Here is a 24,534-nt window from a genome sequence, read left to right on the forward strand (position 1 = left end):
TCAGTCCCTCAGGATGCCACCGGCGGCGAGAATAGCCTCGGGCGTATCCACATCAAGACGGGCAGCGGGGCCGATTTCGACATCGATGACGGCAAGGCCCGCGCTTTCGATCACCGGTCGCGCACCGATATCGCCCTCAAGCGCCTTCAAGGCCTCGAAGGTGGCGGCCGGCAGAACAACGGGATTTCCCCGCTGGCCATCGGAAACCGCACGCACGATCGCCTTGCCACCTGCCTTGCGATAGGCTTGGGCGAGCGCCGCGATATCAGCCGACGAGACATTCGGCATGTCAGCGAGCAGGACCATCATCCCAGGCAGTCCCTGTGCTTCGATGGCGGCGAGCCCCACCTTCAGCGAGCTTGCCATGCCGCTCGCGAAATCCGGGTTGTCCTCCACCTGCGCGCCAAGCCCTGAAAGCGCCTCGGCGACCTCCGCGCTGCGATGACCGGTGACAACTGTCACCGGCCCACACTTTGCCTCCGCCGCCTGGCGAACAGAGCGCCGCACGAGCGGCTCGCCCTCGAATTCAGCCAGTAGCTTGTGTCGACCGCCCTCGCCCATGCGGCTCGCACGACCGGCAGCAAGCACCACGAGCCCGAAGGCAGCGGGATCGGCGTCTGCGGTTGCGGCAAGGCGCGGCAGCGGACGGCTCGGGATCTCCATCAAGAGACCACCCACACCCCAGCCTGCCATCTCGGCCCGATCGGGTGGATGGCCGGCGAGGATCCTGTTCAGCACCCAATCGAAGCCGTTCTCCTTGGGCGAACGGGCGCAGCCGGGCGCACCGATGACCGGCACGCCATCGACATGGCCGAGCACAAGCAAATTGCCCGGATCAACCGGCAGGCCAACCTGAGTGACGTCGCCATCTGCCAGCCGGATGGCCGAGGGAATGACATCCTCTTGATCGGCGACCGCTGAGGCACCGAAGACCACGATCAGTGGCGGATCATCTCGTTCAGGCAGTGTTTCCTCGAGAGACGCACGCAATGCCTCTGCCACAGCCTCGGCCTGATGGGCCACGCGCCGTTCCGAAACCAACCGGCTGGCCGAGGGCATGAGCCGGGCTTCGAGCACGCGCGCCGTCTTCTCCATGACGGACGGTTTGAGCGACGGCAATTGCGTCGCAATGAGATGGACGCGATGCGCGCGATAGGGTGCCACTTCAAAGGCGTAAGCTTGCTCAAGGATCGCTGCCGCAGCTGCCACGCTCGCACCTGCGACCGCCAGCGGAATGATCTTGATCGTCGCCACGAGATCGCCAGCCCGCACGTCGCGACGATCGCTGAGACAGGCGAGCGTAATAGCAGGGTCCACCGCATTGAAGCGATCGACGACAGCCCTGTCCGTCAGGAAGAGCCCGTTTTCACTGGCGTAGAAATTCACCCGTCCCGTCGAGGCGGGACTGCGGCTGAGACCCTTGGGCTTGATGGCGGTGCTCAGTCTCTCGGCAGCCTCGTCTTCGGTCAGGTCACCTGGCTCGAGGCGACAGGCGATGACGGTTGAGATGCCCTCGGCGGTCAGGCGCGCGATATCACCAGCCTGCAGGAGATGGCCCTTTGAAAGCTTGCCGGAGGAGAGTGGCTGGGAATGCGCGAGGATCGAACCTTCGGCCTCGACGGTCGGGATTGGCCCGAACTTCATGCGTTCGCCTCTTGCGGGATCGAGGCGGAGACAAGGCTGCGCCTTCGCAGCGACTGGATGATCTCAGCGAGGATGGCGACCGCGATCTCCGCCGGCGTGGCAGCACCGATATCGAGACCGATCGGGGCGCGGATGCCGGCTATGGCCTCGCCATTAAGGCCGGCCGCACTCAATCGCTCGATCCTCTTTGCATGGGTTTTCCGCGAACCCAACGCGCCGACATAAAAACAGCCGGCGTTAAGGGCTGCGATCAGACCGGGATCGTCGATCTTCGGATCATGGGTGACTGCGACCATCGCGCTGTAGCGGTCGAGCGGCATGCTCGCAAACACGTCGTCAGGCCAATCGGCGTGCAGGTCGATGCCGGCGAAACGCTCCGGTGTTGCGAAGGCCGTGCGCGGATCGATGATGGTTACCGCGAAGCCTGCAAGCGCCGCCATCGGAGCCAGCGCCTGGCTGATATGCACGGCACCGATCACCACGATTTTTGGCGGCGGAAGATGCACGTTGAGGAAGAGGCTCCGACCGTCGATCTCGACCATGCCCGACTTGCCGGAGAGCAGCCGCACCTCGATTTCCTGTCCGAGGTCACCGGTCGGCACCTGATCTTCCGTGATCAGCCGGGACGTGCCGGCGGCGAGATCGCTCACCAGCACGGCGCCGCGGCGATCGCGCTTGGCAGTATTCAGGGCCGTAAGGGTCCAAACATCCATCAGCCGAGCCTCTCGACATGAACCCTGATGCGTCCGCCACAGGAGAGCCCGACGCGCCAGGCGGTTTCGTCGGCGACCCCGAATTCCAGCATTTTTGCCGCGCCGCTCTCGATGACATCTAGCGCTTCGGTAATGACGGCCCCTTCAACGCAACCGCCGGAGACCGAGCCTTCGAAATTACCCTCGCCGTCGATGACAAGGTGGCTGCCAACCGGGCGCGGCGCCGAGCCCCAGGTCTCGATGACGGTGGCAATGGCGACCGACCGGCCTTCGGCGTGCCAGCTCTCAGCGATCGTGAGTGGGTCGCGCAGGGCGGTATCTGAGGTCATGACGGGCTCCTTTCAGGACCGAGGTAACGCTTCGGGTCGCAATCTCGATCCGGTGCGCCGGACAAAGATTGCACCAGATCCGACAGGGCTTCCAGATTGTGCACCGAGCGCAACTCGTCGACATGCGGCAGCATTGCGCGGACGCCGCGTGCGCGGGCCTCGAAACCCGCAAAACGCAGGAGCGGGTTGAGCCAGACGAGGCGGCGGCAGGAGCGGTGCAGACGATCGGTTTCGCGCGATAGAAGCTCCACCTCGTCACGCTCCAGTCCGTCGGTGATGAGCAACACGACGGCGCCCTGCCCCAGCACGCGCCGAGCCCAATGCCGGTTGAAGAGCTTCAGCGTTTCGCCGATCCGCGTGCCGCCCGACCAGTCAGCGACGGCATCGGTGCACTGGGCGATCGCCTCGTCCGGGTCACGATGGCGAAGCTGGCGGGTAACATTGGTAAGCCGGGTGCCGAACAGGAAGGTGTGTACGCGGCGACGGCGCTCGGTCAGCACATGAAGGAAATGCAGGAAGATGCGGGTGTACTGGCTCATGGAGCCGGAGATGTCGGCGAGGATGACGAGCGGCGGCGGCTGTTGCCGGCGCTCGCGGAATTTCGGCAGCATGAGATCGCCGCCGGTACGCAGCGACTGCCGCATCGTCGCCCGCGGATCGATGATCCGCCCACGGGGTGACAGCCGATAGCGCCGGGTCTGGACCAGATCGAGCGGCATGGCGAGCCGTTCGATCGCGCGTCGCGCCTCCTTGAGCTCGCTGGCGGTCATCTGCCCGAAATCGAGCCGGCGAAACACCTCCTGGCCGGAAACCGTGAGCCGCGCATCGATCTCGACATCGGGCTCGTCGCGCGGCTTCGACTCACGGCTCTTATCGGCAAACAGCGCGTCACTGACCCGCGCACCGCCGGCCTTCGGCTTCTGCCGCTCGCCGATGGCAGCCACCGGCGACATCAGCGCGATCATCTTGCCGACGAGATCCCGCGAGCGCCAGAAGATCGAAAAGGCCTCGTCGAAGACGGGCTGATCCTCGTGGCGTTTGACGAAGATGGCCGACAGCGCCGCATGGAACTCCACGCGCGAGCCGATGCCGATTGCATCGATCGCCGCGATGGCATCGATGAGGGCACCAGGCCCGGGCTTCAGGCCAGCCTTTCTCAAGACGCGGGCAAAATGCACGATATTGTCGGCGAGCCGCCCGTCCCCTTGAGCCGGTGGCGGCACGACGATGCCGTCGCGTCGGCTGCCCTGGTGCGGCCCGAAGGTTTCCATCTCAGCCGGCCTTCGCCAGCAGTTCGGCCTTGACCTCGGAAAGCAGCTTTTCGCCTTCACTCCCCTGGATGCGGGCGATGTCCTCCTGATATTTCAGGAGCGTGCCCAGCGTATCCGCAATCGTCTCCGGATCGAGTGCGAGCCGGTCGAGTTCGGTAAGCGCTGTCGCCCAGTCGATGGTCTCGGCGATGCCGGGGTTCTTGAAGAGATCGACGGTCCTGAGCTTCTGCACATAGGCAACGATCTGTCGGGAGAGCTGTTCGTTGCAGCCCTTGACCTTGCGCCTGATAATGGCGAGTTCGTCGGCAGCGGCCGGATAATCAACCCAGTGATAAAGGCAACGACGCTTCAAGGCGTCATGCACTTCGCGCGTCCGGTTGGACGTCACGATGACGATCGGCGGCTCGGCGGCCTTCACGGTTCCGAATTCGGGGATCGTCACCTGGAAATCCGAGAGCACTTCGAGCAGGAACGCCTCGAAGGCCTCGTCCGTGCGGTCGAGTTCATCGATCAGGAAGATGGGCGCCCGGCCGGGCTGGCCCTCAAGCGCCTGCAGGACCGGGCGGCGGATGAGATAGCGTTCGGAGAATATGTCGCTCTCAAGCCGCGAACGATCCGAGACGCCCGAGGCCTCGGCCATGCGGATTTCTAGCATCTGGGCCGGATAATTCCACTCGTAGACGGCGGAAGCGATATCGAGGCCTTCGTAACATTGCAGGCGGATCAGCGGTCGGTCGAGGGCCTTGGCGAGAACCTTGGCGACCTCGGTCTTGCCGACGCCCGCCTCACCCTCGAGGAAGAGCGGGCGTTTCATCCTGAGCGCCAGGAACAGCACGGTGGCGAGCGGCCTGCCGGCCAGATAATCCTCCGCCGACAGAAGATCGATAATGCCATCGATCGTCTCCGGCAGTGCCTTTCCCGAGGTCTCTGCCATGTCTCCTCCCATGTTTGAGCGGAAGCTTATAGCGTGCGGTAGCCCCGGTCCAGATAGATGAGCGACGGCTCACGCGCGCCGAAATGAACGGCCCTCACTTCGCCGAACAGCACCGTATGGGTGTTGGTGACCTTGCGGTCGGTGACCACGCAGTCGAAGGCGACGATGGCATCGGAGAGCACGGGTGAGCCCGTCGCCATGACCTGCCATTCCGCAAGCGCGAAACGCTCTTCGGACGTCAGCTTGCCGAAGCCGGCAAAGGCATTGGCGAGATCCTGATGATGGGCGCCCAGCGTATTCAACGCAAAATGCCCGCTCTCGAAGAGCACGGCATTGCTCGGATTGCTGTTGTTGAGGCAGGCGAGCACGGTCGGTGGACTGTCGGAGACAGAGCAAGCCGCCGTGATCGTCACGCCGCGCCTGACACCCTCATGCTCCGTCGTCACGATCTGCACATGCCCCGCATAGCGGCTCATGGCTTCGCGATAGGCGACCGGATCCAGACCTTGCATGCTCAAATTCACGTCTCCCCTTGAAGGCATCCCCCGTAGAAACCGCAATATGGGCCGCGGCCCTTACCTTTTCCACAACAGGAGCACGATTTCGTTCCAACCACCCGACGAAGGCCGGAAACCCAGCATTTCCAAATGGCTGCGCTTTCGGCTAGGATTGCGTCATGATGCAGAAGCCCCTATTGAAACTTGCTCTCGCAACCTCGCTGCTCCTGGGCGCCTACCTCGGCGCGCCCTCGGCCGCCGAGTTCAAGATTGCCGTCGTCGCACCCCAGAATGGCCCATTCGCGGTGCTCGGAGACCAGGTGCGCCAAGGCGCAACTCTGGCTGCGGGCAAGCTCTCGATCGCGCTCATTGAAATCGATGAGAGCTGCAGCGAAGGCAGCGGCAAGGCGATTGCGGACGCGATTTCGGCAGCGGGCGCAACGGCCGCAATCGGATTTCTCTGCAGCGAGAGTTTGAAGGACGCCCTTCCCACGCTGCGCCAAGCCAATGTGCCGGCCCTCACCCTTTCGGTTCGCTGGAAGGGGTTGATGGAAGATGCGATCAAGGAGGGCTCGCCGCTCTTCCGTCTAGCGCCGAATGCTGACCAGGAGGCCGCCAAGCTCTCGGATGTGATCCTGCGTGATTGGGCGGGTTCGGCCGTCGCACTCCTCGAAGACGGTACCATCCGTGGCCGCGAACTGACGGAGGCAATTCGGACGAGCCTTGAAGAGCGCGGCCTGAAGCCCGCCTTTGTCGACACCTTCCGTCCGGGCCAGGAGCAGCAGCTGACGCTTGTCCGGCGCGTGAAAGCGGCCGGCATCACCCACGCCTTTATCGGAGGCGACCGCGGCGACGTGGCGGTCATCGCGCGAGACGCGAAATCGGAAGGCTTGTCGCTGACCCTGCTCGGCGGCGAGGCCATGCGCGCGGCCGACGAGCCTGTGCCGCTGGAAGATGGCGTGCTCGCAGTCGGCCTGATCGAGACACCCCAGGAGCCTGCCGCCGCAGCGCTTGTGGCTGAACTCACAGAGGCGAAGATCACGCCGGAAGGCTATGTCGTACCCGCCCATTCCGCTGTGACCATCCTTGCGGATGCCTGGGGCATTTCCTCAGCCATGGGCACGCCCGTCGCGGATGCCCTCATCGGCACGACCTTCGAAACGGCGCTCGGTCCGGTCACCTTCGGCGAAGATCACGAACTGACAGAGAGCCCCTATCGCTTGCTGGAGTGGCAGGGCGACCGGTTCGTGCCGGTGCCGGAAAAGACGCAGTAAAAGCCCTCAATCGCGATAGGGCCAGAAGGCCTGGCTGAACACCCCGCCATCGACCCAGATCGTCTGGCCGGTGACGAATGCCGATTGCGATCCGGCAAGAAAGAGGATCGGGCCTGCGATATCCTCCGGCGTGCCGACGCGGCGAAGCGGTGTGACGTCTCCCCAGGTCTTGGCATAATCGGGGGCTTCCGCCTGTGTACGCGCCGTCTCGATCGCGCCCGGCGCCACGCAATTGACGCGGATCTGATGCGGCCCAAGCTCGACGGCAGAGACTTTGGTCAGTTGCTCGATGCCCCCCTTGGAGGCGGTGTAATCCACGAGCTTCGGGAAGGCATGTTTGTTGCAGCCGGAGCCGAGATTGATGATCGACCCACCTTTACCGGCAGTGACCATGCGTCGGGCGACACGCTGGGTATTGAGGAAGGTGCCCTTGAGGTTGGTGCTGATGACGGCATCCCAACGCTCTTCGGAAAGCTCAAGCATCGAGGCCCAGGTCTGGATGCCGGCATTGTTGACCAGCACATCGGGTGTCTGGCCCGCCCAGGCAATCACCTCGTCGAGGAAGGCTTCGATCGCTGAACTGTTGGCCACCTCACATTCTCGGCCCACGGCACGCCCACCAAGTGCCGCAGCCTCCGCCTCGACTTCGGCAGCGGCATCACTCTGGCCAAGATGGATAAAGGCGACTTCATAACCGTCGCGCACGAACGCGGACACAAGGTGCCGACCGATGCCGGAGCTGCCGCCGGTGATGATTACGAACTTGGCCATGTCGTCCTCCCAGACTGCTTTGATGTGTCCGAGGGATGAATTGCCAGGCGGCGATCGTCAAGGGCAGGCATGGCGATGGCGCCTTCTCATCCCAAGGCATGGTTGCCGCCCGGGGTCGCCGATGCTATGCGGACGCCGAGCCATCGCCCCGTCTGCCAAGGCAAGCAACGCCCAGACGGCGCGCAACCGTCCTGCCCGTCGAGGATAACAAGATGACCCGCCCTCTCCTGATCTCGCCCTCCATTCTCGCAGCCGACTTCTCCCGCCTCGGCGAAGAAGTCCGCGACGTCGTCGATGCCGGCGCGGAATGGGTGCATCTCGACGTTATGGACGGCCATTTCGTGCCGAACATCTCCTTCGGCCCGGCCGTGATCAAGGCACTGCGCCCACACACCAAAGCGGTCTTCGACTGCCACCTGATGATCGCGCCTGCGGATCCCTATCTCGCGGCCTTTGCCGATGCCGGCTGTGACATCATCACCGTGCATGCGGAAGCAGGCCCGCATCTGCACCGTTCGCTGCAGACCATCCGCGCGCTCGGCAAGAAGGCCGGCGTTTCTCTTAACCCGGCGACCCCGCTCTCGGTGATCGAGCACGTGATGGATGATCTTGATCTGATCCTCATCATGAGCGTCAACCCGGGCTTCGGCGGCCAGAAGTATATCCCCGCGATGACCGACAAGATCGCCAAGGCTAACGCCCTGATCGGCAACCGCCCGATCGATCTCGAAGTCGATGGCGGCGTGACGGCTGATAATGCCGCGGAAATCGCCAAGGCCGGCGCCAATGCCCTCGTCGCGGGTTCCGCGATCTTCAAGGGCAAGGGCGTTGACGACTACCGCAAGACCGTCGACACTCTGCGCAAGGCAGCCGAGGGAGGTCGCGGTTGAGGATCAGGCTTTCCGCCATTGCACTCGTTCTCCTGACGGCCACTGCCGCGAGCGCCGGTGACGTGGCGGAGATGCGGCCGATCGGCTTCTCTCCGGACGGCAGGTTCTTCGCCTTTGAGCAATTCGGTCAACAGGACGGCTCCGGTTTCGCCTATGCGGAAATCCAGGTGATCGACACGCAGACTGATACCTATGTGCCCGGCACGCCGGTTTCGGTCCTGATCCGTCGCGAAGAAGCATCGGTCGGCGAAGCGCGGCGTGAGAGCCTCGCTCAGGCAAAGACGATCCTCGGTGTCAGAAAGATCGGTGACGACCCGGGCTTTCTGGTCGCCCTGTCGCCGATTGGGGAATTGTCGGAACAAGTTCGCGAGCTGCGCTACCAGGCCTTCCCGAGCTTGTACGTCTCAGATGGCATCCATCGCCTGTCTCTGGAAGAGTTCAGCGTCGAAGGCGAGGAACTCTGCCGCAACATGAACGTCAATGTTCAGGGCTTTGCGCTGTCGCTCGCCGATGACAAGAAAGCTGACGCACGGCACGAGGTCTATCGCGACAAGTCCGTCCCGAAGAGCCGCAACTGCCCGAGCGCTTATGCGATCGGTGGCGCGGTGACACCCGCCTATGGCTCGTCCGCGCCGCACATGGTCATGATCCAGGTCGTCTCCCTTGGCTTCGAGGGCAACAATCTGCGCTGGCTCGCCGTTCCGGTGAAGCCTTGAAGCAGTGGCGATGGTTTCCACCGGCTGCGTTGTGGATCTTCGGTTCGATCGCCTGGGGCTTTGCCATGGCGGCAAGCTTCCTGCTCTCTGTCCATATCTTCGGTCGCGCCACCGGCAGCCATGATCTCAGCCTGACGGCTATCTACGCAGGCGGTGGCCTCCTGGGCTGGCTGATCGCGCTACCGATTATCCACCTCGCCACCCAGAGGCGCCGGCCATCCGTGGTCCTGGCTGGATGGGTGCTGCTCCTGGGTATCGTCACCATCGGCGCAACGGCCGGCCTCTACGCGCTGCAATACCGCCATTTCTATGCCCATTGGCACGCACCCTTTGCCTCACGCATCTGGGGCTACCAGCTGTTCTACACGACCGCCGTTGCCCTCTATCAGTTCGCGGTGCTGGGTGTGCGGCATCTCTTGCCGGCCGGTTTTGCCATGCTTATCGCCTTGAGCGTGGTGATGGCCCGCCGCAGCCGTTGAGCTTGCCGCCCCACTTTGCTAAGGGGGGCCAGCATTTTCCAAGTCCAACGAAAGACGAGCCCGATGATCCCGCGTTACTCCCGGCCGGAAATGGTCGCCATCTGGTCCCCCGAAACCAAATTCCGCATCTGGTTCGAGATCGAGGCCCATGCCTGCGACGCGCTCGCCGATCTCGGTGTGATCCCGAAGGAATCCGCCCGCACGATCTGGGAAAAGGGTGGCCCGGCCGAATTCGACGTCGCCCGCATCGACGAGATCGAAGCCGTCACAAAGCATGACGTCATCGCCTTCCTGACGCATCTCGCCGAATTCATCGGCCCGGATAGCCGCTTCGTCCACCAGGGCATGACATCGTCGGATGTGCTCGACACGACGCTCAACATCCAGCTGGTGCGCGCCGCCGACATCCTGATCGCCGACATGGACCGCGTGCTGGCGGCCCTCAAGGCGCGCGCCTTCGAACACAAGGACACGGTCCGGATCGGCCGCAGCCACGGCATTCATGCCGAGCCGACGACCATGGGCCTGACCTTCGCCCGCTTCTATGCCGAAATGGCCCGCAACCGCGACCGTCTGGTCAATGCCCGGGCGGAAGTCGCAACCGGCGCGATCTCGGGCGCCGTCGGCACCTTTGCCAATATCGACCCGCGCGTCGAAGAACATGTCTGCGAAAAGCTCGGCCTCGTGCCGGAGCCGATCTCGACCCAGGTCATCCCGCGCGATCGCCATGCGATGTTCTTCGCCACCCTCGGCGTCATTGCGTCCTCGATCGAAAATGTCGCGATCGAGATCCGCCACATGCAGCGCACGGAAGTTCTGGAAGCCGAAGAGTTCTTCTCGCCGGGCCAGAAGGGTTCGTCGGCCATGCCGCACAAGCGCAACCCGGTTCTGACCGAAAACCTGACCGGCCTCGCCCGCTTGGTCCGCATGTCGGTCGTTCCCGCCATGGAAAACGTGGCCCTCTGGCACGAGCGCGACATCAGCCATTCGAGCGTCGAGCGCGCGATCGGCCCCGACACCACCATCACCCTTGATTTCGCGCTGAACCGTCTGGCCGGCGTCATCGAGAAGCTCGTGATCTATCCCGAGAACATGTTGAAGAACATGAATAAGTTCAAGGGCCTGGTCATGAGCCAGCGCGTGCTTCTGGCACTGACTCAGGCCGGCGTCTCGCGTGAGGACAGCTACCGCCTCGTCCAGCGCAATGCGATGAAGGTCTGGGAAAAGGGCGCCGACTTCCTGGAAGAGCTGCTCGGCGATGAAGAGGTTCGCGCCGCCCTTTCGGAAGAAGACATCCGCGAGAAGTTCGACCTCGGCTATCACACAAAACACGTCGATACGATTTTCGCCCGCGTCTTCGGTTGACCGGAGGCGGCAACGCGACATGATGAACTGGCGGGCGCGGAGAAATCCGCGCCCGTTTCGTTTCGATCGAAGGACATGTCATGCAGCCTATGGTCCGCCTCGCCACCCTGGCGATCTATGCGATCGCGGTTCTGGGCATCCTCGTCCTTGGCGGCAGCAAATATGACTGGATGGCTGAGGTCGATCCGACCTTTGCCGCAAGCTCCATCGAGACCGACGGCAGCCGGCACCTCGTCGCGACCCTGCTGCTCCTCGCAGCCCTGAGCGCAATGTTGGCTCTCGCGGCAATGAGCAAAACGAGAGGCAAACGCATTGTGCCTCTCGTTCTGTCCTTCATGGCGGTTGGCGCCTATGCGTTGAGCCGGTGGTAATTGCCCCGGCCGAAGCCTAGACCACCAGCCGGCGATAGAAATGCCAGGTCGCGTGCCCGAGCACCGGCACGATGACCACGAGGCCGACCATCAGGGTCGCCATTCCGATACCAAGCAAGCCCGCGACCATCAGGCCCCAGACGGCAACCGGCACCGGATTGGCAAGGCTTGCCCTAACCGATGTACCGACAGCAGCCGCTGCCCCGCAGTCGCGGTCGAGCAACATCGGGAAAGCCACGATGCTGATCGTCAGGGCGACAAGTGCCAGAAGGAAGCCGAAGCCATTGCTCCAGAACAGGAAGGCCCAGGCGTTCGGGTGGTCGAAGATACCGGTCGCGAAGGCGAACACACCCGGCGCGGGATAGTCACCCACCATGGAGAGGTAGAGCCCGCGCGACACGACCAGCCAGACCATAAACAAGGTCACGAGATAGGCGCTCATCATCAGGAGCGACGGCAGCGATGGCGATTTGAAGAGGTCGAGCACGTTCGACCAGTCGGCCGGTTGGCCCAGTTCGCGGCGCCGGCTGATTTCCATGAGCCCGAGCGCCATCAGTGGTCCGAGCAGAGCAAAGCCTGTCAAAAGCGGGTAGACCATCGGCAGGAGCTCGACGCCGGCACTCCAGCCGATCATCAGGGCCCCGGCGATAGGATAGATCAGCGCGACAAAGGCATAGTGCGAAGGCTTTTCGCGAAAATCCTCATAGCCTTCACGCAGGGACGCAAAGACATCCGCGACGGCGATCTGGCGAACCGCAGGCCGTTCAATGTTACCGGTAGCATTGGTCATCACATGGAAAGTCGACATTCTCACTTCCTCCTCGAGCAAACTGGATCGTTAAGCTGCAAAGTGAAATGCGGGCGGCGTCGGGCCGAGAGGGTCGCGACAACGCGCCGTCTGTATCCTCTGGCGCATCGTCATCGGATCGACGCACCAGATATGCTGATTAAGGAATTAGTGTATCAGCTAATATCCTTCCTGTCGCGCTCAACGGCGCACGAAGGCGTGAAGCGACTGATGACGCCGGGCGCCACCAGTCATCGACCTCGTTATCTGCAGGCGTAGCGTGCTTCGCCTTCAGCGCCCGGATCATCACTGGCGCGTGTGACCGAGGGATAGGGGCAATAGACGAAACGCTGCCCCTGGAGCGAACCTGCCTCCTCATTGCCCTCCGTCACACCGGCAGGGATCCCCTCCGGCGCCCTGCCCTTCTCTACCCAGTCGACAAGCGGCGCGAAGAAGTCGAAATCATCGAAGCTCGGTCCGCCAGCGCCATGCGGCATGCCGGGGATACGGTAGAGCTCGACGAAATCAGAGGCGGAACCATCGAGATTTTGGTCGAGCTTGCGATACCAGTTGACCGTATCCAGCACCGAAAAGACGGGATCGGAATTGCCGTGGAACACGATCATCTTGTGGCCTGCCTGACGGAAAGCTTCAAGCCTGGGATCTGCGGCCCCAGGCGGGACCATGAAGTCAATGGCGGATTGCTGGAAGGTTTCATCGGTCGCAAAGATCTTCTGCCCGTCGCGGGCAATATCGAAGTCTCGGAGGAAGGCGATCAACGCCTCGGGCGTGCCACCGACAGCCGTCGGCGGCGTCGTAAACACCTGCGCCAGCGATGCCGCCCCCATCACCCCGATGATCGGCTTGTTCTTCCAGGCCTCGATCGGGCTTTCGATCTTCCAGGTGCGCCAATTGCCGGATGCGATACCCGTATCGACGATCCACCGGCTGTAGAGCGCATTGCCCGATGCATCCACCGGGCCGGCCAGGGAGGTTTTCAGCGCATCAACCTGCTTGGTGCTGAGGCATCCGGAGGTAGCGTCGCCCTCGCAGGTCAGCGAAGTGATGTCGAAGGACTGCTCGCAGCTGTCGGCGTCGGCGATAACACCGTCTTCTGCGCCATCCAGCTTGTCACAGGCGCCTAGCACGCTGTCAGCCACAAGCTTCAGGTCATCGCGGCTGAAGGATTTTGCGATATCTTCATCGACACTGCTCCAGGCCTGGATATCGAGTGCATGCTGCACGGCGGCCCTGGGCAGGTTGAAACCGGGATAGCCGACCAGCAATCCGTCGAAGACCTCGGGCATACGCTCCGCAGCCACCATCGCATGGCGCCCACCATTGGAGCTGCCCAGACCATAACGGAATGCAATCGGCTTGCCGTAATGAGCCTCGACAATCTCTTCTGCAATCGGTTGGAGGGTTGCAACTGCTGCGTAGCCATAGTCACGGCGTGCTTCCGGGTCGAAACCAAACGCGGCACCGCCGGCCAGCCCCTTGTCAGGATTGGCCTTTCCGTCATGGCCTGCGTCACTGGACACCACCGCATAACCGCGTCCCAGTGCGGTCTCGCTCTTGCGCCCGCCAAGCAGGATGCCGAGCGCCGGCACCACCGCGCCATCATTGCCGCCATTGAACTGATGGACGAAACGTTCATTCCAGGCGTTCGGTAGCCGCAACTCAAAGCGGATCGCATAGGCCTTGCCGTCAATACCCTGCCTTTCCGTCGTCTGCCCTCTGACGAGGCAATGGGCCACCGGCACCTCTTCACTCGCTGGGGTGTCGACAGCCTCGGTAAGGGTCACAGCAGATGGGTGGTTGCCGTCCTTGGCAAGGTCGGCGCAGGCGATTGCCGCCTGCGCGGCGGACGGAGCGAGCCAAGGCAGCAGCATGGCTGCAGCCATCATATGGATGTGCTTCATGAAAATTCCTCCCGATAAACGCCCGGACCGATCTCCTCCCGATCCAGGACAGGAAGATCGTAACATCGGGACAAGTCCCGAACTAGTATGTGTTACGTATTATTTTTATCGCCTGTTCAGCCCTGACAAATCTTGACGTCGCCGTTGCGCGACAGCAGATAGGGGCCATGAAAGTCTCTGAAGCAGAAATCCTGATCGTCCCCGGCTATACCAATTCCGGCCCCGAACACTGGCAGACCCGCTGGGAGCAGAAGCTCTCGACGGCAAGGCGCGTGGAACAGGCCGAATGGTCGAAGCCGGTTCGCGAGGATTGGATTGCCCGTGTTGCCGAAGAGGTGAACGCGTCCACGAAACCCGTCGTGCTCGTAGGACATTCCCTCGGCGTGCCCGCCATCGTGCATGCCATCCCGGAGATGAAGCAGCGTGTTGCCGGCGCGTTTCTGGTGGCTCCCCCTGATGTCGCCAACCCGGAGATACGCCCCAAGCACCTGATGACCTTCGGGCCATATCCGCGTCTTCCGCTTCCCTTTCCCTCGATCATGATCGCCAGCCGCAACGATCCTTTCGGCGAATATGCGCATGCAGAAGAGATCGCCAACGCCTGGGGATCATTCCTGATCGATGCGGGCGAATCCGGCCATATCAATGCAGAATCTGGCCATGGTCCTTGGCCCGAGGGCACGATGGTCTTCGCCCAGTTTATCGGGCGCTTGTAAGGTCAGCGCATCCGGCGACGCCGCCTGCGACCAATTGCAAACTTGGTCTTAATGTTCGCCGGAAACGACCAAGTTTAAATCCTTCTTAAGTTGGCACTCATAGACTTCCTGCAACCATTCGAGGCCAGGAGCATGATTTTGCACCCAAAAGCAGCCAACTCTGCCACTCCTGGTGCGGGTGAAATGGACATATCGCAACTGCCCTGGCCTGCAGCATGGCTGGAACCGGATGGCATCATCCGGAGTGCAAACGAAGCGATGTGCGAGGCCTTTGGCGAGCAGCATATCGCGGGACATAATGTCGTAGAGTGGCTGAATGGCGCAGACGCGCCGAAGATGGTCGTGGCCCTCAGCCGCATGATGGATGGCATCCCCTCGGTTCTCGAGATTACCAAGGCAAACGGAGATCGCCGGCACTTCATCGCAACCCTTGCCGGCCCGAGCGTCCATGGTTCAGGGCCAGCGCCGACGTTCCTTCAGCTGACTGACATCACCAGCCTGCGCCGGGAGCTTTACGAGGTCAAGGAGCGCGAGAGCCGATGGAACCACGCGCTTGTTGGCTCGCTCTCCGGCGTATGGGACCAGCGTAGCTCGGGTGAACTCTACTATTCCGAGATCTGGCGACAGATCCGCGGCATGAGGCCCGGCGATCCATTCCCACCCACCATGGAGGACTGGCTGCAGCTGGTGCACCCCCAGGATCGCGAGCGCGTCGTCCACTGCATCGAACGACAGAATGCCGGCGACCCGGAATACACCGTATTCCAGTATCGCGAGCTGCACCGGGAAGGTCACTATGTCTGGATCGAATGCCGGGGCGCATGCGTTGAACGCGACGAAGAGGGAAAGCCTGCCCGGATCGTCGGCACCGACACCGACATCACCGCCCGCAAGCAGCAGGAAGAATGGCTTGATGGCCTGTCGCGTCGCCTGAAGCTCGCCGTCGACATTTCCGGGATCGGCATCTTCGAGACCGATTTCGAAGCCGGCACGAGCGAGTGGGACGAAGGGATGCGCCGCATCTTCGAAGTCGAAAACGATTGCGACGTCCAGATCGGCGGCTTCTGGGAAAGCAAGCTGCATCCGGAAGACCGCAGCCGCACCCTGGCCCATGTCGCAGCCAAGATTGCCGAGCTGAAGCCCTTTACCGACAACTATCGGATCATCGCCAAGGATGGCAGCACCCGTTACATCCGCTCCAACAGCCTGCCCTTCATGGATCATGACGGCCGGCTAAAGATGATCGGTGTGAACTGGGATGTCACCGAAGACCAGCGCCTCCGGCAGGAGCTTGAGCAGCAAAAGATCCTAGCCGAGGCCCGCAACGCGGAACTGGAGCGCACCCGGCTTGAGGCCGAGCAATCGGCCCTGCACGATTATCTGACGGGCCTGCCGAACAGGCGCTACCTCGAAGAGAAACTCGAGGAGTGGCGCGCTGGCAAGGGCACGCTTGGCGCCGGCATTGCGGTCCTTCACATCGACCTCGACCGCTTCAAGCAGATCAACGACACCCTTGGCCACGGCGCCGGCGACGCCATGCTGACACTTGCGGCCCGCATCCTGCGCGAAAACGTCCGCGTCAAGGATTTTGCCGCGCGCATCGGTGGCGACGAATTTGTCGTCATTATCGACCACGAAGGGGCAACATCCACAATTGCGGCGGTTGCAAGCCGGATTATTGCCCATATGCGCCAGCCGGCCTGGTACAACGGGCAGGAATGCCGCTTCGGTGCGAGCATCGGGATCGCTCATACCCTCACGCGCGACATCGACCCCAAGCAACTCCTGCAAAATGCCGATATCGCGCTCTACAAGGCGAAGAACCTCGGCCGCAATCGATACGAATTCTACGCACCGGCCAGCCGAACCATACTGGCCGACGCAAGCCGCCTTTCCGGTGAGCTTTTGCGGGCGCTGGAGAATGACGAGATCTTCCCCTATTACCAGCTTCAGTTCGATGCCCGGACGCGGTCAGTGGTCGGCGCGGAATGCCTCGCCCGCTGGCGGCATCCGACAAGGGGAATCATCGGCCCGGACAAGTTCCTGCCGATCGCGGAAGAATATGGCGTGCTCGCCCAGATCGATGGCCTCATTCTGGAAAAGGCACTGACCGATCTCGAGGGCTGGAGCGCCGCCGGAATCGCGCCGCCGAAGATATCGGTGAACGTCTCCGCACGCCGCCTGACTGATCCGGACCTCGCACGTGGACTGCACGACCTCGACATAAAGCCCGGAACCGTTTCCTTCGAACTCCTGGAGAGTGTCTTCCTCGACCGCCAGGACGCCGCCGTGATGAGCAACCTCGACATGTTGCGCCGGCTCGCTATCGACATCGAGATCGACGACTTCGGGACCGGACATGCGTCGATCGTCGGCCTGCTCAACCTCAAGCCGACGACACTCAAGATCGACCGGCAACTGATCGAACATGTGCCCGACAGCCAGGAGCAGAGGATCCTTGTGAAGTCGATCATCCAGATTGCCCGCTCGCTCGGCATCAAGGTGACGGCGGAAGGCGTGGAAACGGAAGAGCACGCCCGCATCCTCAGCCGCCTCGGTTGTGACGTGCTTCAAGGATACGGATTGGCATGGCCTGCCAGTGTCGGAGATGTGACCGAGCTCCTCAGAAAACATAAAAAATCCGCCCAGGCATAAGCCGGGGCGGATCGATGTCGATGATTACAGAGCCTGGGATCAGGCGTTCTGGATCTGCTCGATGGCCTGACCGAGGAACTCGACCATCTTGGTGCGCAGTTCTTCGTCGGTGATCGATACGCCACCGGCCGTCAGATCCCCCATCACCTTGCGGATCACGTCCTCGTCACCGGCCTCTTCGAAATCGGCAGCAACGACTTCCTTCGCATAGGCGTCCGGGTCGGCCTTGCCGAGCAGACCGGCGGCCCAGAGACCGAGGAGCTTGTTGCGACGCGCTTCAGCCTTGAAGCGCAGCTCCTGATCGTGGGCGAACTTGTTTTCAAAGGCCTTTTCGCGATCACCAATGCCGCTCATATCGATCTCCCATTTTGTGCCGCCATCGTGCGGTTTCGTTTCCCCATTAATCAAAAGGGAGTACAAAGTGCAATGCAAACTTCCGCGATTCCAGGTGAGTCCCTGATGGCGCGACGTTTTGGCAGGAAGGGGTGATCTGCGCATTGTGAAAACGAAGGTTTTCCGTTATGGGACCGCCTTAAAGACCGATCCACTGCGTCCGCGCTTTCGCGCCGGGATGCCAACAACAGAGAAAACCGCCCATGAACCGTCGCCGCCGCGTTTACGAGGGCAAGGCAAAGATCCTCTATGAGGGTCCCGAGCCCGGCACGCTGATCCAGTTCTTCAAGGACGATGCAACGGCATTCAACAAGAAGAAGCATGAAGTCATCGACGGGAAAGGCGTTCTGAACAACCGAATCTCCGAATACGTCTTCACGCATCTCAACAAGATCGGCATTCCGACCCACTTCATCCGCCGCATGAACATGCGCGAGCAGCTGATCAAGGAAGTCGAGATCATCCCGCTTGAGATTGTCGTGCGCAATGTCGCCGCCGGCTCGCTTTCGACCCGCCTCGGCATCGAGGAAGGCATTGTCCTGCCCCGCTCGATCATCGAATTCTACTACAAGTCCGACGCGCTTGCGGACCCCATGGTCTCCGAAGAGCACATCACCGCGTTTGGCTGGGCCAATCCTGCCGAACTCGACGACATCATGGCGCTCGCCATCCGCGTCAACGACTTCCTGTCGGGCCTTTTTCTCGGCATCGGCATCCAACTCGTCGACTTCAAGATCGAATGCGGCCGCCTCTACGAAGGCGACATGATGCGCATCATCCTGGCCGACGAAATTTCGCCGGACAGCTGCCGCCTCTGGGACATCGAGACCCGCGAAAAGCTCGACAAGGACCGTTTCCGGCAGGATCTGGGCGGGCTTCTCGAAGCCTATCAGGAAGTCGCCCGCCGGCTCGGCATCATCAATGAAAACGAACCGATCCGTGGCACCGGCCCGGTTCTCGTCAAGTAAGCTTCGGAGAAGAGATCAGTGATCAAGGCACGTGTCACCGTTACCCTGAAGAACGGCGTCCTCGACCCACAGGGCAAGGCCATTGAAGGCGCACTCGGCGCCCTCGGTTTCGACGGCGTAGGCCAGGTCCGCCAGGGCAAGGTTTTCGACCTCGAAGTCGAAGGCACCGACAAGGCGAAGGCGGAAAGCGACCTCAAGGCCATGTGTGAAAAGCTCCTCGCCAACACGGTTATCGAGAATTATACTATCTCCATCGCCTAAGGGTTGAGGGAGATGCACGATGGCCGAAGTCACAAGCGAATTGATGTTCGAGCTTCTGAAGAAGCTCAATCAGCGATTTGACAAGGTCGACTTTGCCATCAGCGAGTTGCGCGCGGACAATCAGACAATGCGCGCGCAATTGCATGCACTGCAGGGTGACGTGAACAACCTGCGCGCAACCGTCGGACACTTCGAAAGCCGATTAGACCGCATCGACAATCGCCTGGAGCTGCGGGAGTTCCAGGAAGCCCAGCTAAGGTTTGAGCCACAGCCATGAAATCAGCCGTCGTCCAGCTCCCAGGCCTCAATCGTGACCGCGACATGATCGCGGCTCTCACCAAGATCTCCGGCCATGCGCCCGTCACGATCTGGCAGACCGAGACTGACATTCCCGATGTCGACCTGATCGTGATCCCAGGCGGCTTCTCCTATGGCGACTACCTGCGCTGCGGCGCGATCGCAGCCCGCATGCCCGTCATGCAGGCGATCAAGGAAAAGGCCGAGAAGGGCGTCAAGGTCATCGGCGTCTGTAACGGCTTCCAGATCCTGGTCGAAGCCGGCATGCTGCCGGGCGCCCTGATGCGCAACCAGTCACTCAAGTTCGTCTGCAGGGAAATCAAGCTGGAAGTGGCGAACGCCGATACTGATTTCACCCGCGCCTATGCCAAGGGCCAGATCATCCGCTGCCCCGTCGCTCACCACGACGGCAACTACTTCGCCGACGCCGAGACGCTGAAGACGATCGAGGGCAATGGCCAGGTGGTGTTCCGCTATGCCGACGGCACCAATCCGAACGGCTCGATGAACGACATCGCCGGCGTCATCAACGCACGCGGCAACGTTCTCGGCATGATGCCGCATCCGGAAAATCTGATCGAAGCTGCCCATGGCGGCAATGACGGTCGCGGCATCTTCGCCTCGGCACTCGACGTCATCGCGGCCTGAAGTAAGCTTCGCTTAACCACGGACCTTTAAGGGAAGGCGGCAGTCAGCCGAAAGATCGCCCATGCGCCGCTTCGCCTTCTCCATCATTCTCCTTGCAGCAACGGGCCTCACCGCCTGCAAGCCCGAGGCTCCGAGGCCCGCAGTCCGTGGACAATCCGCGCTCGACATCATGGAAAAGGTGGCGGTCGCTGCGAACCGCTGCTGGTTCAAGTCCGGAGACGCCGCTTTCCGGACCTACCAGCTTTCTCCTGAACTGAGCTCCTTCTCCGGTCGCCCACGTATCCTCCTGGTTCGCAAGGGATCCCGCGACGACCGACCCGTGCTCGTGGTTCAGGCCGAGGGGACGCCCCCTCGCCTCGACGCGTTCGGCCCTCTGTTGAACGAAAATGTCGCGCCACGGATCCGCCAGGACGTCGTCCGCTGGGCGAATGGCAGGAACGACTGCTGATCAGAACGGCGGCTGATAAGACCGCTCGACCAGCAGCAGACGCGACTTCCTGATTTCACGCTCGGCTACATCAGGCGACAGACCGACATCCCGCAACTGATCTTCGGTCAATTGTGAGAGATGGACGCGCGTCGTCCGCCGCCGCCACAGTGCCAATGCCCTTCCAGCAACCTGAATGGTCCCAGCCAGCCACGCCAATCTTGGCGGTTGAACAGGGGCAACCACGGCCTTCGAACCGATTGTCTCTATTGTCACCATAGAGAAAATTCCCGATGTCAATTCCTGTGGTGACAGCATATGAATTGACTCCCATGCGGTGACAATCTATAGAATTGTCATCATGACAAATTGGCTCCCCTCCCTCGATACAGGCACTGGCCCGATTTATGTCCGCATCGCAGATGAAGCGGAAAACGCCATCAAATCAGGCGCACTACCCAATGGCGCCAAATTGCCGCCACAGCGCGATCTCGCCTATGACGTCGGGGTGACAATAGGGACAATCTCTCGTGCCTATGCCTTGCTGCGTGAAAGAGGACTGGTGACAGGCGAGGTCGGCCGCGGCACGTATGTTCAGGGCAACGACGACAACGGTCCGGCGCAGGCCCGCGATCCTGTGTCGATCAACTATGGCGGCACACGCGCCATCATCCCACCGCCGGGCAAGTTGCGCTTCGACACGACGGCCGCGATCGATGTCGGCCAGGCAGAACTGGTCGGACGCATCATGGCAGAGATCGCGTCGGCCCATCCGGGCGAGATTTCGAGCTACACCCGAACCCTTTCCCCCGACTGGCTGGAGGCAGGCCGGCAATGGCTGTCTTCGGGCAGCTGGACACCCGATGCCGAACAGATCCTGCCGCAACTTGGCGTCCATGCCGGGATCAACGCCGTTGTCGCTGCCGTCAGCGGCGCAGGCGACCGGATCGTTTGCGAGCATCTGACCTATTCGCAGGTGTCCCGCAGTGCCAACCTGATGGGCCGGCAGATCGCCTTGGTCGATTCGGACCAGGATGGAATCTTGCCGGAGGATTTCGAGCGCGTCTGCGCCCGGGAACATCCCAAGGCCGCCTTCATCATGTCATCGGGCCAGAACCCGACGCTCGCGACGCTCCCGCTTTCCAGGCGCAAGGACATCGTCGCCATCGCCCGCAAATACAATGTCTGGCTGATCGAGGACTATCTCTATGGCGGCATGATCGCAGATGAGATTCCGTTGCTGGCCGAACTCGCGCCAGACCGGACCTTCCTGCTCAACGGATTGTCGAAATGCGTCGCAGCCGGCGTGCGCGGCGGCTGGGTGGCCTGCCCACCCCATATGAGCCAGCGCGTCCGCGTGACCCAGAAGATGGTGAGCGGCGGCCTGCCTTTTCTTCTCGCTGAACTCTCTGCCCGGCTCGTACTGTCGGGTGCCGCCAGCGAAATCCGGGGCAAGGTATTGTCGGAAATCGGCGCGCGCGAAGCGGTGGTCCGAGAGCTTTTCGCCGGCAAGGACTTTCGCTCCCATCCGCGCCTGCCCTTCTTCTGGCTGAAGCTTCCCGAGCCCTGGATGTCCGGCACTTTCAAGCAGGCCGTGCTCGATGCCGATGTGCTGATCGACGACGAGGACGAGTTCAAGCCAGCCCGTTCGTCGCGGGTCTATCACCATGTCCGCGTCGGCTTCAGCGAAGGCCGCGAACGCTCGATTTCGATCGAAGGGCTGAAGACGGTTCGGCGGATCCTCGATCAGTCGCCGCTCGGCACCAGCGCCATCGTCTGACCATCGGGAAATAGCCAAGGCTTCGTATGCTGGAAAGCGGCAGGAAAGGCCTGATTGCGCGCATTTTTCAAGTGCGCCGGGCGCGGGCTTGGGTTATAGCCTGCCTCGAAACCGATCTCCCACCGATCTCCATTGCCCTGAGAGCCAGATGACCGTTTCCAACTCCCGTCCCATCACCGCAGAATTGATCGCAAGCCACGGCCTGAAGCCGGACGAATACGATCGCATCCTGAACCTGATCGGACGTGAGCCGACCTTCACAGAGCTCGGGATCTTCTCGGCTATGTGGAACGAGCACTGCTCCTACAAGTCTTCCAAGAAATGGCTGAAGACGCTGCCGACCAAGGGTCCGCGCGTCATCCAGGGACCGGGCGAAAATGCCGGTGTCGTCGATATCGATGATGGCGACGTCGTGGTCTTCAAGATGGAGAGCCACAACCATCCCTCTTACATCGAACCCTATCAGGGCGCCGCAACCGGCGTCGGCGGCATCCTGCGCGACGTCTTCACCATGGGCGCCCGTCCGGTCGCCGCCATGAACGCGCTGCGCTTCGGCGCGCCGGATCACCCGAAGACCAAACATCTTGTGGCCGGCGTCATTGCCGGTGTCGGCGGTTACGGCAATTCCTTCGGCGTGCCGACGGTCGGCGGTGAAGTCGAGTTCGACGCCCGCTACAATGGCAATATCCTCGTTAACGCATTCGCTGCCGGCCTTGCCAAGGCGGACGGCATCTTCCTGTCAGAAGCCAAGGGCGTCGGCCTTCCCGTGGTCTATCTCGGTGCCAAGACCGGCCGCGACGGCGTCGGTGGGGCCACCATGGCGTCTGCAGAATTCGACGAGTCGATCGAAGAGAAGCGTCCGACAGTCCAGGTCGGCGACCCCTTCACCGAAAAGTGCCTGCTCGAAGCCTGCCTCGAGCTCATGCAGACCGGCGCCGTCATCGCCATCCAGGACATGGGCGCTGCCGGCCTCACCTGCTCGGCGGTCGAAATGGGCGCCAAGGGTGGCCTCGGCATCGAACTGCAGCTCGACAAGGTGCCGGTGCGCGAAGAGCGGATGACGGCCTATGAGATGATGCTGTCGGAAAGCCAGGAGCGCATGCTCATGGTGCTCGAGCCCTCCAAGGAAGAGGTCGCCAAGGCGATCTTCGTCAAGTGGGGCCTCGACTTCGCGATCGTCGGCTACACGACTGACGACCTGCGTTTCCGCGTCATCCATCAGGGCGAAGAAGTCGCGAACCTGCCGATCAAGGAACTCGGCGACGAGGCCCCGGAATACGACCGCCCCTGGATCGAGCCCAAGACCCCTGCCCCGCTCGCCGAGAACGACATTCCGGCCGGCGACGTCGCGGACGCGCTGCTCAAGCTCGTTGGATCTGCCAACAACTCGTCGCGCCGCTGGGTCTACGAACAGTATGACACCCTGATCCAGGGCAATTCGCTGCAGCTTCCGGGCGGCGATGCCGGCGTCATCCGCGTCGAGGGCCATGCCACCAAGGCGCTCGCCTTCTCCTCCGACGTTACCCCGCGTTACGTCGAGGCCGATCCCTTCGAAGGTGGCAAGCAGGCGGTTGCCGAATGCTGGCGCAACATCACCGCGACCGGGGCACTGCCGCTCGCCGCGACCGACAACCTGAACTTCGGCAATCCCGAGCGTCCTGAAATCATGGGCCAGTTCGTCTTTGCGATCAAAGGCATCGGCGAGGCCTGCAAGGCGCTCGACTTCCCGATCGTCTCGGGCAATGTCTCGCTCTACAACGAGACCAACGGCCAGGGCATCTTGCCGACCCCGACGATTGCAGGCGTGGGCCTGATGGCGGATTGGAAGAAGATGGCCCGCATCCGCTTCGCGGCTCAAGGCGAAGCGATCCTGCTCGCCGGCGCACCGTCCGGCTGGGGCACACATCTCGGCCAGTCCTGCTACCTGCGCGACATTCACGGCCGCACCGACGGCCCGGCACCGCATGTGGATCTCGAACACGAAAAGAAGGTCGGCGACTTCGTCCGCGGCCTGATTCAGGACGGTCTGGCGACCGCCGTTCACGACTGCTCGTCGGGCGGCCTCGGCCTTGCCGTCGCCGAAATGGCCATGGCCTCCGGCATCGGCGCGCATATCAACGCCTTGAACGATGCGAACCCGATCGCCGTCTTCTATGGCGAAGACCAGGGCCGCTATGTCCTGACCGTCACTGAAGGCAATGTCGATCAGGTCCAGGTCCGCGCCGAAGCAGCTGGCGTGTTCTGCCCGTGGATCGGCCGCACCGGCGGTTCGAACGTTGTGCTCGGCGATGCCAAGCCTGTCTCGGTCGAAGACCTCAAGACGGCCCATGAAGCCTGGTTCCCCGCGCTCATGGACGGCGAACTCGCCTGAGGCATTCGATCACATGCCTGTGGAGCATAGGGTAGGCGCTGCCTGCCCCATTGAA

Annotated in this window: 26 protein-coding genes; 15 read left to right on the forward strand and 11 right to left on the reverse strand. The window is 62.2% G+C overall.

Annotation, left to right across the window (positions count from 1 at the left end; all coding sequences use genetic code 11):
• The 6 genes from C0V73_RS12000 to C0V73_RS12025 are packed head-to-tail and all read right to left on the reverse strand — an operon-like array spanning position 1 to position 5,403.
• Entirely contained in the window at positions 1–1,644 is a 1,644-nt protein-coding gene (locus C0V73_RS12000) for a molybdopterin-binding/glycosyltransferase family 2 protein (protein WP_102020198.1), read from the reverse strand.
• The gene (locus C0V73_RS12005) at positions 1,641–2,357 is read right to left on the reverse strand and encodes an XdhC family protein (RefSeq protein ID WP_102020199.1); all 717 of its coding nucleotides are present in this window, start codon (positions 2,355–2,357) and stop codon (positions 1,641–1,643) included. Before C0V73_RS12005 ends, C0V73_RS12000 begins: the two co-directional genes overlap by 4 nt.
• Positions 2,357–2,686 (reverse strand): XdhC family protein, encoded by a 330-nt coding sequence (locus C0V73_RS12010; protein WP_102020200.1) that lies wholly within the window; start codon positions 2,684–2,686, stop codon positions 2,357–2,359. The genes C0V73_RS12005 and C0V73_RS12010 overlap by 1 nt, the downstream gene beginning before the upstream one ends.
• Positions 2,683–3,957, reverse strand: coding sequence for a VWA domain-containing protein (locus C0V73_RS12015; RefSeq protein ID WP_102020201.1), 1,275 nt, complete (start codon positions 3,955–3,957; stop codon positions 2,683–2,685). Before C0V73_RS12015 ends, C0V73_RS12010 begins: the two co-directional genes overlap by 4 nt.
• 1 nt (position 3,958) lies before the next feature.
• Positions 3,959–4,891 (reverse strand): MoxR family ATPase, encoded by a 933-nt coding sequence (locus C0V73_RS12020; protein WP_102020202.1) that lies wholly within the window; start codon positions 4,889–4,891, stop codon positions 3,959–3,961.
• Between the two features lie 26 nt (positions 4,892–4,917).
• Positions 4,918–5,403: a flavin reductase gene (locus C0V73_RS12025; RefSeq protein WP_102020203.1), complete on the reverse strand. Its 486-nt coding sequence runs from the start codon at positions 5,401–5,403 to the stop codon at positions 4,918–4,920.
• 164 nt (positions 5,404–5,567) lie between these two features.
• On the opposite strand from C0V73_RS12025, the gene C0V73_RS12030 reads away from it, so the two are divergent.
• A complete protein-coding gene (locus tag C0V73_RS12030) occupies positions 5,568–6,662 on the forward strand; it encodes an ABC transporter substrate-binding protein (RefSeq protein WP_102020204.1) in 1,095 nt (364 codons plus the stop codon).
• A gap of 6 nt (positions 6,663–6,668) precedes the next feature.
• Here C0V73_RS12030 and C0V73_RS12035 read toward each other — a convergent pair whose 3' ends face one another.
• Positions 6,669–7,433 (reverse strand): SDR family NAD(P)-dependent oxidoreductase, encoded by a 765-nt coding sequence (locus C0V73_RS12035; RefSeq protein ID WP_102020205.1) that lies wholly within the window; start codon positions 7,431–7,433, stop codon positions 6,669–6,671.
• Positions 7,434–7,645: 212 nt separating this feature from the next.
• On the opposite strand from C0V73_RS12035, the gene rpe reads away from it, so the two are divergent.
• From rpe to C0V73_RS12060, 5 genes are all read left to right on the forward strand, one after another.
• Positions 7,646–8,323, forward strand: coding sequence for a ribulose-phosphate 3-epimerase (gene rpe, locus C0V73_RS12040; RefSeq protein ID WP_102020376.1), 678 nt, complete (start codon positions 7,646–7,648; stop codon positions 8,321–8,323).
• Positions 8,320–9,039 (forward strand): DUF2259 domain-containing protein, encoded by a 720-nt coding sequence (locus tag C0V73_RS12045; protein WP_102020206.1) that lies wholly within the window; start codon positions 8,320–8,322, stop codon positions 9,037–9,039. The genes rpe and C0V73_RS12045 overlap by 4 nt, the downstream gene beginning before the upstream one ends.
• Positions 9,036–9,518, forward strand: coding sequence for a hypothetical protein (locus tag C0V73_RS12050; RefSeq protein ID WP_245407947.1), 483 nt, complete (start codon positions 9,036–9,038; stop codon positions 9,516–9,518). The genes C0V73_RS12045 and C0V73_RS12050 overlap by 4 nt, the downstream gene beginning before the upstream one ends.
• Positions 9,519–9,581: 63 nt before the next feature.
• Positions 9,582–10,883, forward strand: coding sequence for an adenylosuccinate lyase (purB, locus tag C0V73_RS12055; protein ID WP_076397530.1), 1,302 nt, complete (start codon positions 9,582–9,584; stop codon positions 10,881–10,883).
• An 80-nt stretch (positions 10,884–10,963) separates the two neighbouring features.
• Positions 10,964–11,254: a hypothetical protein gene (locus tag C0V73_RS12060; protein ID WP_143708338.1), complete on the forward strand. Its 291-nt coding sequence runs from the start codon at positions 10,964–10,966 to the stop codon at positions 11,252–11,254.
• Positions 11,255–11,270: 16 nt separating this feature from the next.
• Here C0V73_RS12060 and C0V73_RS12065 read toward each other — a convergent pair whose 3' ends face one another.
• Both C0V73_RS12065 and C0V73_RS12070 read right to left on the reverse strand, forming a co-directional pair.
• Positions 11,271–12,062: a DUF2189 domain-containing protein gene (locus C0V73_RS12065; protein WP_102020209.1), complete on the reverse strand. Its 792-nt coding sequence runs from the start codon at positions 12,060–12,062 to the stop codon at positions 11,271–11,273.
• Between the two features lie 242 nt (positions 12,063–12,304).
• Positions 12,305–13,963, reverse strand: a complete 1,659-nt coding sequence (locus C0V73_RS12070; protein WP_102020210.1) for a tannase/feruloyl esterase family alpha/beta hydrolase — start codon at positions 13,961–13,963, stop codon at positions 12,305–12,307.
• A 167-nt stretch (positions 13,964–14,130) separates the two neighbouring features.
• On the opposite strand from C0V73_RS12070, the gene C0V73_RS12075 reads away from it, so the two are divergent.
• Together C0V73_RS12075 and C0V73_RS12080 are read left to right on the forward strand one after the other, a co-directional pair.
• Positions 14,131–14,679, forward strand: a complete 549-nt coding sequence (locus C0V73_RS12075) for an alpha/beta hydrolase (RefSeq protein ID WP_102020211.1) — start codon at positions 14,131–14,133, stop codon at positions 14,677–14,679.
• Positions 14,680–14,862: 183 nt separating this feature from the next.
• On the forward strand, positions 14,863–17,334 hold the full coding sequence (locus tag C0V73_RS12080; RefSeq protein WP_245407948.1) for an EAL domain-containing protein: 2,472 nt from the start codon (positions 14,863–14,865) through the stop codon (positions 17,332–17,334).
• Between the two features lie 39 nt (positions 17,335–17,373).
• Here the strand turns inward: C0V73_RS12080 and C0V73_RS12085 are convergent, their stop codons facing one another.
• Complete coding sequence (locus tag C0V73_RS12085; RefSeq protein ID WP_102020212.1) at positions 17,374–17,688, reverse strand: DUF1476 domain-containing protein; 315 nt, start codon at positions 17,686–17,688, stop codon at positions 17,374–17,376.
• Between the two features lie 242 nt (positions 17,689–17,930).
• Between C0V73_RS12085 and purC the strand changes: the two genes are divergently transcribed.
• From purC to C0V73_RS12110, 5 genes are all read left to right on the forward strand, one after another.
• Positions 17,931–18,695: a phosphoribosylaminoimidazolesuccinocarboxamide synthase gene (purC, locus tag C0V73_RS12090; RefSeq protein WP_102020213.1), complete on the forward strand. Its 765-nt coding sequence runs from the start codon at positions 17,931–17,933 to the stop codon at positions 18,693–18,695.
• Between the two features lie 18 nt (positions 18,696–18,713).
• Entirely contained in the window at positions 18,714–18,956 is a 243-nt protein-coding gene (gene purS / locus C0V73_RS12095) for a phosphoribosylformylglycinamidine synthase subunit PurS (protein ID WP_102020214.1), read from the forward strand.
• A 19-nt stretch (positions 18,957–18,975) separates the two neighbouring features.
• On the forward strand, positions 18,976–19,233 hold the full coding sequence (locus tag C0V73_RS12100) for a hypothetical protein (RefSeq protein ID WP_102020215.1): 258 nt from the start codon (positions 18,976–18,978) through the stop codon (positions 19,231–19,233).
• Positions 19,230–19,901 carry a phosphoribosylformylglycinamidine synthase subunit PurQ gene (gene purQ / locus C0V73_RS12105; protein WP_102020216.1) on the forward strand — a complete coding sequence of 224 codons (672 nt, stop codon included), beginning with the start codon at positions 19,230–19,232 and terminating at the stop codon, positions 19,899–19,901. The genes C0V73_RS12100 and purQ overlap by 4 nt, the downstream gene beginning before the upstream one ends.
• A gap of 61 nt (positions 19,902–19,962) precedes the next feature.
• Complete coding sequence (locus C0V73_RS12110) at positions 19,963–20,349, forward strand: hypothetical protein (protein WP_102020217.1); 387 nt, start codon at positions 19,963–19,965, stop codon at positions 20,347–20,349.
• Here C0V73_RS12110 and C0V73_RS12115 read toward each other — a convergent pair whose 3' ends face one another.
• A complete protein-coding gene (locus C0V73_RS12115; protein ID WP_102020218.1) occupies positions 20,350–20,646 on the reverse strand; it encodes a DUF1127 domain-containing protein in 297 nt (98 codons plus the stop codon).
• Between the two features lie 43 nt (positions 20,647–20,689).
• On the opposite strand from C0V73_RS12115, the gene C0V73_RS12120 reads away from it, so the two are divergent.
• Positions 20,690–22,108, forward strand: a complete 1,419-nt coding sequence (locus C0V73_RS12120; RefSeq protein WP_102020378.1) for a PLP-dependent aminotransferase family protein — start codon at positions 20,690–20,692, stop codon at positions 22,106–22,108.
• Between the two features lie 148 nt (positions 22,109–22,256).
• Positions 22,257–24,479 carry a phosphoribosylformylglycinamidine synthase subunit PurL gene (gene purL, locus C0V73_RS12125; RefSeq protein WP_102020219.1) on the forward strand — a complete coding sequence of 741 codons (2,223 nt, stop codon included), beginning with the start codon at positions 22,257–22,259 and terminating at the stop codon, positions 24,477–24,479.
• The last annotated feature ends 55 nt before the right edge of the window (positions 24,480–24,534 follow it).

Source organism: Rhizobium sp. TH135 (genome assembly GCF_002855515.1).
Lineage (GTDB): Bacteria > Pseudomonadota > Alphaproteobacteria > Rhizobiales > Rhizobiaceae > Allorhizobium.